The sequence below is a fragment of the Streptomyces canus genome (assembly GCF_030816965.1).
GTDB lineage: Bacteria > Actinomycetota > Actinomycetes > Streptomycetales > Streptomycetaceae > Streptomyces > Streptomyces canus_E.
Genome location: NZ_JAUSYQ010000002.1, coordinates 2,809,279 through 2,824,342, shown reverse-complemented (window position 1 = coordinate 2,824,342; position 15,064 = coordinate 2,809,279). Strand labels below are relative to the sequence as shown.

The following is a 15,064-nucleotide window of genomic DNA, read 5'->3' as shown; positions in this document are numbered from 1 at the left end:
GGGCCGGCAAAGGCTCAGGCCTTCAGCCCGGCCTCCCACAGGCGCCGCTTCAGCACGTGGTCACTGAACAGATGCCGTGCCCGTCCCAACAGCTCACCCACCTCGACCGCCCCGCGCGGCACGTCCGCCGTCGGATGCCAGCGCTGCACCGACTGCCGGGCCCAGTGCCGCAACTTGTCGTCCGGATCGTCGACCAGCGCGACGGCGGCCCGCAGCCGTACGAGCCCGCCGTGCGCGTTGAGCAGCCGGAACGCGGAGACCCGCGTCTCCCGGGCCCGCTCCACCGCCAGCCGCTCCAGCAGCCACCCGTCGTCCAGCATCCGCGCGGACGGCACCAGCGCCAGGGTCGCCTCCCGCACCACACCGGGCGCGGGATCGTCGAGCAGCGCCCGCAGCCGGGGTACGTCCAGCACGTCCAGCGCCCGCAGCCCGCCCACGGCGCGCGCCCTGACCACCGGATCCGGATACGAGGTCAACGCCCACAGCACCTCGGCATCACGCCGGTCCCCGCACTCCGCGAGCCCGCTCACCACCCCCGCCGACAGCGCGGCATCACCGGCCTCGGCACACCGCCGCCGGTACCACTGCACCGGGTCACCCCCGGACTGCCGTACGACATACCGCGCACAGGCCCGCACCACCGCGGCCCGGTCGCCGAGAAACCCGAACGCCCGCTCCCCGCGCCCGGCCCGCCGCAAGGCGGTCACCCCGGCCGACCGCGCCCGCGGATTGCGGGCGGCGAGCAGCGGTTCGAGTACGTCGTCGTCCGCGTCGCCCTCCGCCACGGCGGCCAGGGCGGCCTCCGCGCAGAGTCCCTGGACGACCGTGTCCTCGTCCCGGGCGGCGCCGCGGGCCAGCTCGGCGGGGGAGAGGAAGCCCTCCTCGACGGCGAGCCGGTGAGCGAAGCGGCGCACGGCGCGGTCGGTATGGGTGAGAAGCGGAAGCAGCGCTTCGCGGTCCGCCGAGCGCAGTACCTTGTCGATCAGGCCGAGGGCGAAGTCACCCCGGTACCGGATGCCGATCCGCAGGGCGAGCGGGGCCAGCGCGACCGCGGTCTCCACGGTGACCGCCTCGGCCCACCGCGTCCGGGCCCGGTCCCGCACCGGTTCGGCCCAGTCCGCGCACCGGATCACGACCAACGGCAACAACCCCGGCCGCTCCGCGACCTCCCCCAGCGCCCACTCGCGGATCCTCCCGTCCCGTTGGCACAGGCCGAGCGCGAGTTGGCCGTCGGTCAGCGTCAGCCCCTGTTCGGTCCGCTGCCAGGCCGGCAGCCAGGTGCCGTCGGCCGAGGACCGGGCCCTGTGCCGCACCGCGTCGTCCAGCGCGATCCAGACAGCCGGGTCGGCCACGTCGAACATGGCCTCCCGCAGTGCGGTCCCCTTCGCGAGGCGTACCGCCGCCTGCGCCCCGTTCCAGATACTGCCCCGCACGTCCGCCCCTTACCTGCTCAGCGCGCTAGAACGGACGGAAGTCCGCATACCCCAGCACCAGGATGATCACTGCCACGGTCCCGAGGACGATGGCCGTCGACCTCCAGGACGAGCGGCTCGGTGCCCTCGGCTCCGGGTCGGCGCGGAACGGCTGGGGCTTCGGCGGGTTCTCCTTCCAGCGGGCGGCGAGCATCCGGGCCCGGGCGGACGGCTCTTTGAGCTCGGCTCCGTCGGCCCACTTGATGTCGAACTCCCGCTCGCCGTCCTCGTCCTGCGCGGACATCCCCGTATCCCCCGTCGTCTCCTGTCGAACAGCCGTGCAGGAAACGATACGACGGCGCCCCCGTCCCGGGAAACGGGAACGGGGGCGCCGTAAAACGCCGTAGGACTGGCCTACGGGTCGATCACACGTCGAAGTAGAGCTCGAACTCGTGCGGGTGCGGACGCAGCTGGAGCGGGGCGATCTCGTTCGTCCGCTTGAAGTCGATCCACGTCTCGATCAGGTCCGGCGTGAAGACGTCGCCCTGGAGGAGGAACTCGTGGTCGGCCTCGAGGCGATCGAGGACCGCCGGGAGGGAGGTCGGGACCTGCGCGACGCCCGCGTGCTCCTCGGGAGCCAGCTCGTACAGGTCCTTGTCGATCGGCTCGGCCGGCTCGATCTTGTTCTTGATGCCGTCGAGGCCCGCGAGCAGCAGTGCCGAGAAGGCCAGGTACGGGTTGCCGGAGGAGTCGGGCGCGCGGAACTCGACGCGCTTGGCCTTCGGGTTGGAGCCCGTGATCGGGATACGCATGGCCGCGGAGCGGTTGCGCTGCGAGTACACCAGGTTGATCGGCGCCTCGAAGCCCGGCACCAGACGGTGGTAGGAGTTCACCGTCGGGTTGGTGAAGGCCAGCAGCGACGGGGCGTGCTTGAGGATGCCGCCGATGTAGTAGCGGGCGGTGTCCGACAGGCCCGCGTAACCGGCCTCGTCGTAGAAGAGCGGCTGGCCGCCCGTCCACAGCGACTGGTGGACGTGCATGCCCGAGCCGTTGTCACCGAAGATCGGCTTCGGCATGAAGGTCGCGGTCTTGCCGTTGCGCCAGGCGACGTTCTTCACGATGTACTTGAAGAGCTGGAGGTCGTCGGCCGCGGCGAGCAGCGTGTTGAACTTGTAGTTGATCTCGGCCTGGCCGGCGGTGCCCACCTCGTGGTGCTGACGCTCGACCTGGAGGCCGGACTTGGCCAGCTCGAGGGAGATCTCGGCACGCAGGTCGGCGAAGTGGTCGACCGGCGGGACCGGGAAGTAGCCGCCCTTGTAGCGGACCTTGTAACCGCGGTTGTCCTCCAGCGCACCGGTGTTCCAGGCGCCCGCCTCGGAGTCGATGTGGTAGAAGGACTCGTTCGACGAGGTGGCGAAGCGCACGCTGTCGAACACGTAGAACTCGGCCTCGGGGCCGAAGTACGCGGTGTCGGCGATACCGGTGGAGGCGAGGTAGGCCTCGGCCTTCTTCGCCACGTTGCGCGGGTCACGGCTGTACTGCTCGCCGGTGATCGGGTCGTGGATGAAGAAGTTGATGTTCAGCGTCTTGTCGCGCCGGAAGGAGTCGACCCGGGCGGTCGACAGGTCCGCGCGCAGCGCCATGTCGGATTCGTGGATGGCCTGGAAACCACGGATCGACGAGCCGTCGAACGCGAGCTCCTCGTCCGGGTCGAACGCCTCGACGGGCAGCGTGAAGTGCTGCATGACGCCCGGCAGGTCGCAGAAGCGGACGTCGACGAACTTGACGTCCTCGTCCGCGATGAACTTCTTGGCCTCGTCGGCGTTCTGGAACATCCAGCTCCTCCTACTCCCGACCGTTCCTGGACCGGGGTGGTAGTTCGTTCGTGCGGCCAGTGCGGTGGCACACGCTGTCCACGACCCTAGGGACGGGTGGTTTCTCGGGCGTGACCCATTTGTTTCGCACAAGTTAACCGGACATCGTGGGTCCGGCCCCACCTGTCCGCATCCCGAAACGCTGGCAGTACCGTGGACCCGTGGACAAGAGGGATGCAATCGGATCGTGGCTCTCGGGCCCCCGCGCGGCCGCCGAGGACGCCGGTGTCGACTTCGGATACCGCGGACAGCAGCTCGGCCTGCCGGAGGAGGGGCCGGGCTCGATCGCCCGCCCCGGACGGCGGCTGGGCGCACTCGCCGTGGACTGGGCGATGAGCGTCCTGATTGCATCCCAGTTGATCACTCAGAGCTACGGCGGCCCGTCGACCTCGAACTGGTCGCTGCTGGTCTTCTTCGTGATGGGTGTCCTCACCGTCGGCACCATCGGCTACACCCCCGGCAAGCGCCTCTTCGGCCTGCGGGTGATCGCCCTCGACACCGGTCGCGTGAACCCGGCGCGCGCCCTCCTGCGCACGGTCCTGCTCTGCCTCGCCCTCCCGGCCCTGATCTGGGACCGCGACGGCAGGGGTCTGCACGACCGGCTGGCGAAGACCGTGGAAGTGCGTATCTGACGAGGTCCCTCTCTCACGAGGTCCCTCGTCTTTGTCGCGTCCTGACAGCCGCGGCGAGGAAGACGCGCAGCAGCTGACTACTAGTCAGTAGATCCGGGCTCCTGGCGTCTGGCACCCAAGCAACCGTTCCTGTGGACTGAACGGGAGTGAGCCCGTTCCGCCGCGCGCCCCGAACGGTCTTGGGCGAGCTGGTCCCCGGCGTACTCGACCCCGGAGCGGCGACACGCATCCTGGGCCCGGGAGGCCCCCGCGGCAAGGCCGCTGATGGACACAGCCCTCACGACCCGGCCAGTTCGGTACGGCCAGAGGCGACGGGGAGGCCCCGGACCATCCTCTGGCGGCCTATCCCACGCTGCCCTTCGACTCGCTCCTCAACGACCAGGGCCGGGAGGCCGTGAAGACCGCCAAGTCCGTCTGTCTGGCCGGCACCCTCACCGCCCTCGCGGGCAAGAGCATCAAGGACTTCACCACGGCCGGGATCACCCTCGACCAGCTCTACCGGCAGCGCGGCAGCGACGGCCGCATCTGGGGCCAGGTGCTGGACACCCAGAAGCTCGGCACGGTCCTGCAGTACCGCGGGGCCCTCGACGAAGTCATCCCCACCACCACCGAGGACGCCGTCCGCACCGCCTACTGCGCCGCGGGCGTGCGAACCGGCTGGAAGATCTACGCCGGCGACCATCTCCTCACCGACAACCAGGCCGTCGGCGACGTCGTCTCCTGGCTCGGCGACCGGTTCGCGGGCAGGCCCGCCCGGAGTGACTGCTGATCCACTACGACGATGGGGGCGCCCGGTGTCACACCGGGCGCCCCCATCGTCGTACGAGAGGATTCAGCGGGCCTTGGGTCCACCCTTGGGGAGCTTCATGCCCTTGGGCATGGGGCCCTTCGGCAACGGCATGTTGCTCATCAGGTCGCCCAGCGCCCGCAAGCGGTCGTTCGTGGCCGTCACCTGGGGACCGGTCAGCACGCGCGGCAGCTTGAGCATGGTGGTCCGCACCTTCTTGAGGGGGACCTGGCCCTCGCCCGTGCCGACGAGGATGTCGTGCACCGGCACATCCGCGACGATGCGGTTCATCTTCTTCTTCTCGGCGGCCAGCAGGCCCTTGACCCGGTTCGGGTTGCCCTCGGCGACCAGGACGATGCCGGCCTTGCCGACGGCCCGGTGCACCACGTCCTGACTGCGGTTCATCGCCACCGCGGGGGTCGTCGTCCAGCCCCGGCCGATGTTGTCCAGCACGGCCGCCGCGGCGCCCGGCTGACCCTCCATCTGCCCGAACGCGGCCCGCTCAGCCCGGCGTCCGAAGATGATCGCCGTCCCGAGGAAGGCGAGCAGGAAGCCCAGGATGCCGAGGTAGACCGGATGACCGATCAGGAAACCGATCGCGAGAAAGACACCGAGGATGAGGATGAAGACACCCGCGAGTACCAGGCCGATCTTCTTGTCGGCCTTGCGGGTCATCTTGTACGTCAGGGCGATCTGCTTCAGTCGCCCGGGGTTCGCGGCATCCGCCGCACTGTCACTTCTCGCCATGCCCCGAAGTCTACGTGGCCCCGCAGGCGCCGACGACGGCAGTGCCCACCGTCGAAGGGGACGGTTCAGGAACGGGCGATGACCGTCTCGGTGAGCGTCTGCTCCAGGACACGCTGCGCCTCGACCCTGTCCTTGGCGCGGCGGCGGTCCTCCAGGACGGACGTCCAGGCGTTGCGGCGGGCGGTCCGCTGACCGCTGCTCATGAGCACGGACTCGACGGCACGGAGTGCATCGGTGAAGGACGGGATGGCGGTGGCGCGAACCGGCGCGGCCTGCATGATAGGGGTCCCCCTCGGGAGTGGGCGGCTCTGGTGAGTGGTGCACGGGCTGTACAGCCAGGGTCACTGAATGGTGTTACCAGGGCGTGACCGACCGGTCAAACACCCATGAAGCCTTGATGTGCCGCCCGAAAACACGGACGCGGCCCCGATGGCCCCCCTATCTGCGGGGATGTCCGGGACCGCGTCGATCGGCCGCTACCGAGCGGTAGCTGCTTGTGCTCGGATTCACACGTTTGGAGTGGCACTCCGTGCCATCCGAAGGTGCTCAGAGAGGGCCCAAAGAGGGCTCAGACGGTGCTCAGACGGCCTGCGAAGCGACGTAGGAGCCACGCTTCTCGACGGCCATCTGGTAGAGCCGGCCCGCCCGGTAGGAGGACCGGACGAGCGGTCCGGACATCACACCGGAGAAGCCGATCTGCTCGGCCTCGTCCTTCAGCTCCACGAACTCCTGCGGCTTCACCCAGCGTTCCACGGGGTGGTGGCGCACGGAGGGGCGCAGGTACTGGGTGATGGTGACGAGCTCGCAGCCGGCGTCGTGCAGCTGCTGGAGCGCCTCACTGACCTCCTCGCGGGTCTCGCCCATGCCGAGGATCAGGTTGGACTTGGTCACCAGGCCGAAGTCGCGGGCCTCGGTGATGACCTTCAGGGAGCGCTCGTACCGGAAGCCGGGGCGGATGCGCTTGAAGATCCGGGGGACCGTCTCGACGTTGTGCGCGAAGACCTCGGGACGGGACTCGAAGACCTGCTGGAGCAGCTCCGGCACGGCGTTGAAGTCCGGGGCCAGCAGCTCGACCTTGGTGCGGCCGGCCTCACGGCCCGCGGTCTGCTCGTGGATCTGCCGGACCGTCTCGGCGTACAGCCACGCGCCGCCGTCCTCCAGGTCGTCGCGGGCGACGCCGGTGATGGTGGCGTAGTTCAGGTCCATGGTGACGACGGACTCGCCGACGCGGCGCGGCTCGTCACGGTCCAGAGCCTCGGGCTTGCCGGTGTCGATCTGGCAGAAGTCGCAACGCCGGGTGCACTGGTCGCCGCCGATGAGGAAGGTCGCCTCGCGGTCCTCCCAGCACTCGTAGATGTTGGGACAGCCGGCTTCCTGGCAGACCGTGTGCAGGCCCTCGCTCTTCACGAGCTTCTGCATCGCGGTGTACTCGGGGCCCATTTTCGCCCGGGTCTTGATCCACTCGGGCTTGCGCTCGATGGGGGTCTGGGCGTTGCGGACCTCCAGGCGCAGCATCTTGCGTCCGTCGGGTGCGACTGCGGACACGACCGGCTCCCTAGCGTTTGATTCTTCGGCGTGCTCAAGGGTACGCCCGTGGATTTGAAAGCCCGAGGCGGTGTTCAGGCTGCCGGTGTCTTCTCGATCACTCTCGGCTTCAGTTCCGCGTTCTCGAGTACGTCCTTCAGATGCCGCTCGACGACCGGCAGGACCTCGTCGATGGTGACGTCCCGGCCGAGCTCGCCCGCGAGGGAGGCGACCCCCGCGTCACGGATGCCGCAGGGGATGATCCGGTCGAACCACTTGTTGTCCGGGTTCACGTTCAGCGCGAAGCCGTGCATCGTCACGCCCTTGGCGACCCGGATGCCGATCGCCGCGATCTTGCGGTCCTCGCGGCGCTGCCCGGCGTTGGACGGGGCGTACTCCGGGCCGTTCATGCGGGGGTCGAACTCCTCGTCCATGAGCCGGGGGTCGAAGTCCAGGGAGAGCCCGCCGAGCGCCGGACGCGTCTCGACCGGATCGCCCAGCACCCACACGCCACTGCGGCCCTCGACCCGGCTGGTCTCCAGGCCGAACTCCGCGCATGTGCGGATCAGGGCCTCCTCCAGGCGCCGTACGTGCGCCACCACGTCCACCGGACGCGGGAGCTTCTGGATCGGGTACCCCACCAGCTGGCCCGGACCGTGCCAGGTGATCTTGCCGCCGCGGTCCACGTCGATGACCGGGGTGCCGTCGAGGGGGCGCTCGTTGTCCGCGGTGCGCCGGCCCGCCGTATACACAGGGGGGTGTTCGAGCAGCAGGACGGTGTCGGGGATCTCGTCCTCGAACCGCGCCGCGTGCACCCGGCGCTGCTCGTCCCACGCCTGCTGGTACTCGACCGCGTCCGCACCGAAGCCCATACGGACGAACCGCAACCCACTCACGGCAAGCGCCTCCCTAGAAGGTCGTAAGGCACGAAGGGTGCCCACGCCACTGTACGTCCGGCCCGCAGGCGTCAGCTCCGGGGTCAATCCTCACACGATCGGATGAACGAACGTCGAAGTGTGCGATCACCTGCTCACTCTCCGCTACATTCGCCGTTCGCGCAGGCCATAAGGGCTGCTCACAGGCAATCCGGGCACCACGTGGCCACGTGACAGCCCGAAAGGCAGGAGACCGCACCGCAGATGACGGAACGACCCGCGCAGCGCACTCCCAATCGACAGCTCGCCGCGCTCATCGCAGAAGCGGGGTTCTCCAACGCGGGTCTCGCCCGACGTGTGGACCAGCTCGGTCTCGAACATGGGCTGGATCTCCGGTACGACAAGACGTCCGTGACCCGGTGGCTGCGCGGGCAACAGCCCCGGGGCACCACGCCCGCCCTCATCGCCGAGGTCTTCACCCGGCGTCTCGGCCGCCGGCTCTCCGCGCAGGACCTGGGCCTCGACGCCTGCGCGCCCGTCTACGCCGGGCTGGAGTTCGCCGCGGGTCCCGAGGAGGCCGTCGACATCGTCAGCGGGCTGTGGCGCAAGGACTCCGGCAGCCACGCCGAACTGCGCAAGATCGCCTTCACCCCCGCCGGACTGGTCGTGCCGAGCCGTGACTGGCTGATCGGCCGCCCCGACGACAAGGTCGCCCGCGGCGAGCCGGTCGGGGTCCCTCCCCAGGGGCGCCCGGTGGTGCCACGGCAGCGGGGCCAGGCCGAACGCGTGCCCGGTCAGAAGGTCACCGGGGGCGACATCGCCGCGCTCGGTTCGGTCGGCGAACTCTTCCGCACCCTCGACGACCAGTACGGCGGCGGCCACGCCCGCCAGGCCCTGGTGCGCTATCTGGAGCACGAGTGCGAGCCGATGCTGCGCGGTACCTACGGGGAGACGACCGGCCGCAGGCTGTTCGCCGCGGCGGCGGACCTGACCCGGCTCGCGGGCTGGACGTCGTACGACATTGCGGCGCACGGTCTCGCCCAGCGGTACTTCGTGCAGGCGCTGCGGCTCGCGCAGGCGGCGGGGGACCGGACGTACGGGGCGTATGTGCTGGTCACGATGAGTCGTCAGGCTGTGTATCTGGGGCACGGGCGGGAGGCGATCCAGCTCGCGCGGGTGGCCCAGCAGGGCGTCGGTACGACGGCTCCGCCGGTCGTGCAGGCGCTGCTGCACTCGGCCGAGGCGCGGGGGCACGGGGTGCTGGGGGAGGTGCGGGCGTGCACGGCGTCCCTGGTCCGCGCGGAACGGGCCCTGGAGGCGGCCCGTCCCGTTGACGAAGTCCCGTACTGGGCGCGGTTCTTCGACGAGGCGCAGCTGGCGGACGAGTTCGGGCACTGTCACCGGGATCTGCAGCAGTTCCGGGCGGCGGCGCAACACGCCGAGCGCTCGCTTCAGTTGCGTGCGCCCGCGTATGCGCGGAGCCGGTTGTTCTGCCGGGTGGTCCTTGCCTCCGCGCGTCTCGGTCTGGGGGAACTGGACCAGGCCTGTGCGCTGGCGGCGGAGGCGGCGGGCCAGGCCGCTGAGATGCGGTCGGTGCGGGCGGTGGAGTATGTGCGGGACTTCGAGCGGCGGTTGGAGCCGTACAAGGACGCGGCGCCGGTGCGCGGTTATCGCGACAAGGTCGCGGCACTGATGTAGGGGCCGTCTCGCCGTGACTCCGACGGTCGTGTGTCGAGTGCGGCGTTGTCGTGGCTGATCGCGCGCACGCGGCGCAGCCGCATAGGGATACAGCCCCGCGCCCCAGAGGAGCGCGGGTGATCCTCACGCTGCCTGAGCTGTGGGAGTCGGGTCTGCGCGGTGCATCGAACCCGCAGCCCCCAGGTCTTTCAGGATGGCCGTCGCCGCCCTGTGGGCCGAGTGCAGGGCGCCCTGGACCGTGCTGGTGTCCCGGTGGTCGCCGCACACGTACAGGCCCGCCAGCAGGCGTACCGGGCGGCGCAGGTCGTGCGGGGCGGGCATGGCCGGGACCGCCTCCCGGGTGTGGTGGACCGCGAGGGTCTCCCAGCGGTGCGTCGGCGTGCCGTAGAGGCGGCCCAGGTGGGTGCGTACGGCCGTCTCCAGGTCCGGAGGAGGGTCGCCCAGGACCGTCGAGGAGATCAGGGCCCGGCCGGAAGGGGCCCGGCTCGGGTCGACCTCGCTGATCACCGCCGTGTGGGCCACCGGGCCGCCCCGGTCGGCGTCGAGCAGCAGCGCGGAACCCGTGCGGGGCGGTTCGTCCGTCGTGTGGTGGACGACCGTCACCGGGTGGAAGTCCGGCACCCGCAACCCCGGCAGCAGCTCGGCCGCGGCCCGCGCGTCCGTCGCCAGCAGCACCGCCCGGCACCGGACCTCGCCGTGCTCGGCCGTGGCCACCGATGTCGTCGAGACGGATGTGACCCGCACCCCTGTGTGCACGGTTCCCGTCGGCAGCGTCTGCGCGAGCAGCTCAGGAAGAGCCTCCGCGCCGCCCTCGGGCACGCACAGCCGCCCACCCGCGAAGGCCCGCAGCGCGAGGTCGGCGCATCGGCTGGACGTCGTCAGCGCGGGGTCGCACAGCAGTGCGGCGAGCAGGGGGCGCAGGAAGCCGTCGATCGTGCGCGCGGGCAGCCCCCGGGCCGCGAGCGACTGCCCGGCGGGCAACTCGGGGCGGGCGAGGAGGCGTTCGACGGGCACGGTGGAGAACCGGGTGAGCGCGGCACCGAGCCGGGCCTGGTCGACGGCGCCGCCCAGCGGCGCGGTCGCGCGGGCGGCCCTGGACGCGTTCCCCTGACCGGCACCGGGCAGCACCCGGAACGTGGCCCTCCGTGGTGCCGCCCTCCGGGACGCGGCCCCCAACCGCGGCCCCGGCATCCCCCGAGGGGCGCTCGCCAGGGCGCGCACCGCATGCAGTGCACCCCTTGTGCTCCGGGCGCGCGCCGGAGCGTCCACGCGGTGATGGCGTCCGTCGCCATGCAGCAGGACGCCCGGCGCGAAGGGCCGCAGCACGAGCCCGTCGAGCCCGGGCGCGAGCTGTAGTTCTGGATACGCCGTGGACAGCAGCCGTCCGATCCGGTCGAGCCGGAAGCCGTCGACCTTCTCGGTCGACATCCGGCCGCCCACACAGGGTGCGGCCTCCAACACTGCGACGGTCACTCCTTGGCTGGTCAGCCGATGCGCCGCGGAGAGTCCGGCGACCCCGGCTCCCACGATCACGACGTCCGCCTGGTACGCGGGCTCAAGCACGTGCCCCTCCTCGAGGTTGCGCGGCCGGTGGAGACGTCATGCCCCCAACAGGCTCCGGGGATACCCGAGTTCGGGTCGAGGGTAGGGCGGTGGCCGGTCGGGAACAGTCGCGCATCAACAGGGCACGGTCGCACACCGGTCGCATGCCGTCACAGACGGCCACCAGAGCCCTCACGCCGCCCTGATCGCCCCCTCGATGTCCGGGAACGCGAACGTGAACCCCGACTCCAGCAGCCGCGTCGGCCGCACCCGTGCGCTGCCCAACACGTCCCCGGCCATCTCGCCGAGCACGGCCCGCAGTACCGGCGCGGGGACGGCGAAGAGGGTCGGCCGGTGCAGCACGCGGCCCATGGCCTCGGTGATCTCACGGTTCGTCAGGGGCTCCGGGGCGGTGAGGTTGAAGGGTCCGGACAGTCCGTCGGTCTCCAGGAGATGGCGGATCGCGGCCACCTCGTCGTGCAGCGCGATGAACGACCAGTACTGCCGCCCGTCGCCCATCCGCCCGCCGAGCCCCGCCCGGAACAGCGGGAACAGCTTGCCCCAGGCCCCGCCGCCGCGGCCCACCACGAGCCCGGTGCGGGTGAACGCGGTCCGCACACCGGCCTGTTGGGCGGGCGCCGCCGCCCCCTCCCACTCCACGCACAGCTCGGGCAGGAAGCCCTGGCCGGCGGGGGAGTTCTCGTCGACGATCCGGTCGCCGGTCTCGCCGTAGTACCCCATCGCGCTGCCGTTCACGAAGACCCGGGGCGGCTTGTCCAGGGAGGCGACCGCCTCGGCGAGGGCCCGCGTGCCGTTCACCCGGCTGTCGTGGATCTGGGTCTTGTACGCCTGCGTCCAGCGGCGCGAACCGACCCCCGCCCCGGCGAGGTTGACCACGGCGTCGCACCCGGCGAGCCCGGCCGTGTCGACCCGCCCGGCCTCGGGGTCCCACCGGACCTCGGTCCCGTCCTTGGGCTCCCGGCGCACCAGCCGCACCACCTCGTGCCCGTCCGCGGTCAGGGACCGCGTCAGGGCCGAGCCGATCAGTCCGGATGCTCCGGCCACCGCGATTCTTGAAAGTTGCATGACCTCATCCTGCCTGGTGGGTGCCTAAGAGCGATGTCTGGTTCCGGTACCCCAACCGTAGGGTGGCGGTCATGTCCCAGCTGTCCATACGCCTCGCCCTCCCCGACGACGAAGAGGAACTGGCCCGCCTCGACCGCGCCGAATGGTCGCCCCTGCACGACGTCCTGCCGAAGCAGCAGCCGCCCTACCGGCCGTTCTTCGACGAGCGGCACCTCCCCGACGACTGTCTGGTCGCCGAGGCCGACCGCCGCATCCTGGGGTACATCCGTCTCGGTTCCCCGACCGGGCTCGAGGCGAACGCCCATGTGCGCCAGATCCAGGGTTTCGTCGTCAGCGCCCGCGCCCGGGGCCGCGGTGTCGGACGGGCCCTGATCCGCGCGATCACCGAGGAGGCCCGGCGCCGGGGCGCCCGCCGCCTCACCCTGCGCGTCCTCGGGCACAACACGCCCGCCCGGGGGCTCTACGAGTCCGAGGGTTTCGCGGTCGAGGGCGTGCTGCCCGAGGAGTTCTTGCTGGCGGGGGAGTACGTCGACGACGTGCTCATGGGGCGCCGTCTCTGAGGACCTGGTCGGCCGCGGCGGTCGTACGGCGTCTGCGCACCACGAGGCAGAGCGCGACCCCCGCCACGAGCAGCGAGATCAGGAAGAACACGGGCACGGGAGCCTCCGGGGTGCCATGCGGGACCGGTGCGGGACCGGTGTCATGCGAGACCGTGACCCCATGATCGGGGAGGCTGCCGCGTTACGACGTGACCAGCTCGCCCGTGTCCACCGGCGCCGTGGCGTTCGCAGCCTTCTCGGCATCACCGGCGACCTCGTCGACCGTCAGGACATAGCCCGTCTCGTCGTCGGAGGTGGAGCGGGCGAAGACCACGCCGTAGACCTGGCCCGAGGCGGTCAGCAGCGGGCCGCCGGAGTTGCCGGGGCGGACCGTCGAGCGGATCGAGTAGATCTCGCGGGTGACGGTGGCATCGCTGTAGATGTTCTGGCCGGTCGCCTTCACCCGGTTGGCCACCGTGGCCGCCTGGAGGTTCAGGTCACCGTCCTGCGGATAGCCCGCGACCACCGCGGAGTCGCCCCGCGAGGCGCTGTCGTCGAAGCGCAGCACCGGCGCCCGGAGATCCGGGACGTACAGCACGGCCACGTCCCGGTTCGGATCGAACAGCACCACCCGTGCCTCGTACGACTGCCCGACCCCGCCGACCCGGACGCTCGGTTTGTCGATGCCGGCCACCACGTGGGCGTTGGTCATCACGTGCTGCGGGGCGTACACGAAGCCGCTGCCCTCGCGGCCCTGGGTGCCGGAGGCGCCCTCGATCTTGACGGTGCTGAGCTTGGCCGCGTTGGTGGCGGCGGCCGTGACGCTGTCGCCGGTGGGCCTGGCGACCTCGGCCGTCGACTCGTTCTCGAACGGGTTGAAGACCTGCGGGAAGCCCGCCTCGGTCAGCGCGGAGGTGGCCCGGGAGAACCAGGACGGCGTGGTCTCCGGCATGGAGTCCTGGACGGCGCCGAGCAGGGCGGAGTCCCGGATGGCGGTGGTGACCAGCGGGGACGAGGACGCGCCGAGCACGCTTGCGGCGACCCAGGCCACGATGAGCACGGCCACGGAGTTGGCGGCGGCACCGCCGACCCCGTCCGCGACTCTCAGCGGGCCCTGGTCCAGCTCCCGGCGCAGCCTGAGCGCCAGCCGTCCCGCCAGCTCGTGCCCCACCGCGGCCGGGACCAGCACGGTCAGCACGGCGGTCACCGTCGCGGCCGTGCTCCCCGGTGCCACCAGGTCCATCATCCATGGCAGCACCCACACGCCCACGACCGCGCCGCCGACGAATCCGGCGAGCGAGACGCAGCCGGCCACCAGGCCGCGCCGGTAGCCGGAGGCCGCATAGGCGGCGATCACCAGCAACAGCAGGATGTCGAGCAGGTCCACGTGGCCGCCTTTCTCTCAGATCCTTTAGTACGCGGGCGAGGGTCTCAGTGATCAGTCACGCGCGTGCGTGGCGCCTGGAACCGGCCACGCGTGCGTGCACCTGGAAAAACGTTGCGGACCAGGACGATGGTTCCACCGGGTGGCACAGCACACATCGCGGACGGAGCGGATCCGGCCGAGAGTGGAACCATGCGTGTCCGAAGAGCGCGGGGGATGCGAAGACGGCGGACGGCCCGAATACGTGACGCGAGCCGGACAGGACTCGCGGCCCGAATACGCGACGCGAGCCGTATAGGCCTCGCGCTCCAAAACCATCTGTCCCACAAACGCCGCCCGGCGCCCGCTGCTGCCGGGTCTACGGTTCAGACCGGGGCGGAGGTTTCTGGCAGCCCTGCGGAGCCGGTCGCCCCGACGGCGTCTGCCGGGTCTGTGGCCGCTGCTGGGGAGGGGGTGCCTGCCGGACCTGCGGCCCCCTCACGGCCGGCGGCCGCCGACGGGCCTGTGGTTTCTGCCGGGCCCGCCGCTCCTGTCGGCCCGACGGCGTCTGCTGATCCCGCGAGCTCCTCCCGCCCGACGCCTACCGCCGGGCCTGAGGTTCCTCCCGGGCCTGCGGCTCCTGCCGGGGCGGAGGCTTCGGCCGGGTCCTCGTCCTCCGGTGGGCCCGCCGTTCCTGTCCGTCCGACGGCATCAGCTGGGCATACGGCCCCTGCACGGGTGGAGGCGTCTGCTGGGCCTACGGTCTCTGCAGGGGTGGAGGCGTCTGCTGGGCCTACGGTCTCTGCAGGGGTGGAGGCGTCTGCTGGGCCTACGGTCTCTGCAGGGGTGGAGGGGGCTGCTGGGCCTACGGTCCGTGCAGGGGTGGAGGGGGCTGCTGGGCCTACGGTCTCTGCAGGGGTGGAGGGGGCTGCTGGGCCTACGGTCTCTGCAGGGGTGGAGGGGGCTGCTGGGCCTACGGTCCCCT

13 protein-coding genes and 1 pseudogene are annotated in these 15,064 nt (G+C 71.1%); 4 read left to right on the top strand and 10 right to left on the bottom strand.

Annotation, left to right across the window (positions count from 1 at the left end; genetic code table 11):
- Positions 1–14: 14 nt before the first annotated feature.
- The 3 genes from QF027_RS13965 to glnA all read right to left on the bottom strand — a co-directional run bounded on the left by QF027_RS13965 (position 15) and on the right by glnA (position 3,247).
- The gene (locus tag QF027_RS13965; RefSeq protein ID WP_373432413.1) at positions 15–1,433 is read right to left on the bottom strand and encodes a hypothetical protein; all 1,419 of its coding nucleotides are present in this window, start codon (positions 1,431–1,433) and stop codon (positions 15–17) included.
- Positions 1,434–1,458: 25 nt separating this feature from the next.
- Positions 1,459–1,716 carry an SCO2583/SCO2584 N-terminal domain-containing protein gene (locus tag QF027_RS13960; protein WP_057611741.1) on the bottom strand — a complete coding sequence of 86 codons (258 nt, stop codon included), beginning with the start codon at positions 1,714–1,716 and terminating at the stop codon, positions 1,459–1,461.
- Positions 1,717–1,837: 121 nt separating this feature from the next.
- On the bottom strand, positions 1,838–3,247 hold the full coding sequence (gene glnA / locus QF027_RS13955; protein ID WP_306982546.1) for a type I glutamate--ammonia ligase: 1,410 nt from the start codon (positions 3,245–3,247) through the stop codon (positions 1,838–1,840).
- Between the two features lie 200 nt (positions 3,248–3,447).
- On the opposite strand from glnA, the gene QF027_RS13950 reads away from it, so the two are divergent.
- Both QF027_RS13950 and QF027_RS13945 read left to right on the top strand, forming a co-directional pair.
- Entirely contained in the window at positions 3,448–3,918 is a 471-nt protein-coding gene (locus tag QF027_RS13950; RefSeq protein WP_306982547.1) for an RDD family protein, read from the top strand.
- A gap of 337 nt (positions 3,919–4,255) precedes the next feature.
- Positions 4,256–4,687, top strand: a pseudogene (locus tag QF027_RS13945) (lipase family protein); the annotation flags it as partial.
- Positions 4,688–4,750: 63 nt separating this feature from the next.
- On the opposite strand, the gene QF027_RS13940 reads toward QF027_RS13945, so the two are convergent.
- From QF027_RS13940 to lipB, 4 genes are all read right to left on the bottom strand, one after another.
- Positions 4,751–5,452: a DUF4191 domain-containing protein gene (locus tag QF027_RS13940; RefSeq protein WP_057611744.1), complete on the bottom strand. Its 702-nt coding sequence runs from the start codon at positions 5,450–5,452 to the stop codon at positions 4,751–4,753.
- Between the two features lie 65 nt (positions 5,453–5,517).
- Complete coding sequence (locus QF027_RS13935) at positions 5,518–5,730, bottom strand: SCO2195 family GlnR-regulated protein (RefSeq protein ID WP_062037662.1); 213 nt, start codon at positions 5,728–5,730, stop codon at positions 5,518–5,520.
- Between the two features lie 301 nt (positions 5,731–6,031).
- Positions 6,032–6,997, bottom strand: coding sequence for a lipoyl synthase (gene lipA / locus QF027_RS13930; RefSeq protein ID WP_266525806.1), 966 nt, complete (start codon positions 6,995–6,997; stop codon positions 6,032–6,034).
- 74 nt (positions 6,998–7,071) lie between these two features.
- The gene (gene lipB, locus QF027_RS13925) at positions 7,072–7,872 is read right to left on the bottom strand and encodes a lipoyl(octanoyl) transferase LipB (protein WP_306982553.1); all 801 of its coding nucleotides are present in this window, start codon (positions 7,870–7,872) and stop codon (positions 7,072–7,074) included.
- 243 nt (positions 7,873–8,115) lie between these two features.
- Here lipB and QF027_RS13920 point away from each other — a divergent pair, with 243 nt between their 5' ends.
- Positions 8,116–9,549, top strand: coding sequence for a regulator (locus tag QF027_RS13920; RefSeq protein WP_307074779.1), 1,434 nt, complete (start codon positions 8,116–8,118; stop codon positions 9,547–9,549).
- Between the two features lie 123 nt (positions 9,550–9,672).
- Here QF027_RS13920 and QF027_RS13915 read toward each other — a convergent pair whose 3' ends face one another.
- The gene (locus QF027_RS13915; RefSeq protein ID WP_307074776.1) at positions 9,673–11,112 is read right to left on the bottom strand and encodes an NAD(P)/FAD-dependent oxidoreductase; all 1,440 of its coding nucleotides are present in this window, start codon (positions 11,110–11,112) and stop codon (positions 9,673–9,675) included.
- A gap of 171 nt (positions 11,113–11,283) precedes the next feature.
- Entirely contained in the window at positions 11,284–12,177 is an 894-nt protein-coding gene (locus QF027_RS13910; protein WP_306982560.1) for a TIGR01777 family oxidoreductase, read from the bottom strand.
- 71 nt (positions 12,178–12,248) lie between these two features.
- Between QF027_RS13910 and QF027_RS13905 the strand changes: the two genes are divergently transcribed.
- Positions 12,249–12,737: a GNAT family N-acetyltransferase gene (locus QF027_RS13905; RefSeq protein WP_306982562.1), complete on the top strand. Its 489-nt coding sequence runs from the start codon at positions 12,249–12,251 to the stop codon at positions 12,735–12,737.
- Between the two features lie 181 nt (positions 12,738–12,918).
- On the opposite strand, the gene QF027_RS13900 is transcribed toward QF027_RS13905, so the two are convergent.
- The gene (locus QF027_RS13900) at positions 12,919–14,103 is read right to left on the bottom strand and encodes a MarP family serine protease (RefSeq protein ID WP_307074774.1); all 1,185 of its coding nucleotides are present in this window, start codon (positions 14,101–14,103) and stop codon (positions 12,919–12,921) included.
- Positions 14,104–15,064 lie beyond the last annotated feature (961 nt).

Bases quoted from the DNA above. Each gene is read 5' to 3' on its own strand.
- QF027_RS13960 (WP_057611741.1), bottom strand. From the start codon at position 1,716: ATGTCCGCGCAGGACGAGGACGGCGAGCGGGAGTTCGACATCAAGTGG.
- glnA (WP_306982546.1), bottom strand. From the start codon at position 3,247: ATGTTCCAGAACGCCGACGAGGCCAAGAAGTTCATCGCGGACGAGGAC.
- QF027_RS13940 (WP_057611744.1), bottom strand. From the start codon at position 5,452: ATGGCGAGAAGTGACAGTGCGGCGGATGCCGCGAACCCCGGGCGACTG.
- QF027_RS13935 (WP_062037662.1), bottom strand. From the start codon at position 5,730: ATGCAGGCCGCGCCGGTTCGCGCCACCGCCATCCCGTCCTTCACCGAT.
- QF027_RS13920 (WP_307074779.1), top strand. From the start codon at position 8,116: ATGACGGAACGACCCGCGCAGCGCACTCCCAATCGACAGCTCGCCGCG.
- QF027_RS13910 (WP_306982560.1), bottom strand. From the start codon at position 12,177: ATGCAACTTTCAAGAATCGCGGTGGCCGGAGCATCCGGACTGATCGGC.
- QF027_RS13905 (WP_306982562.1), top strand. From the start codon at position 12,249: ATGTCCCAGCTGTCCATACGCCTCGCCCTCCCCGACGACGAAGAGGAA.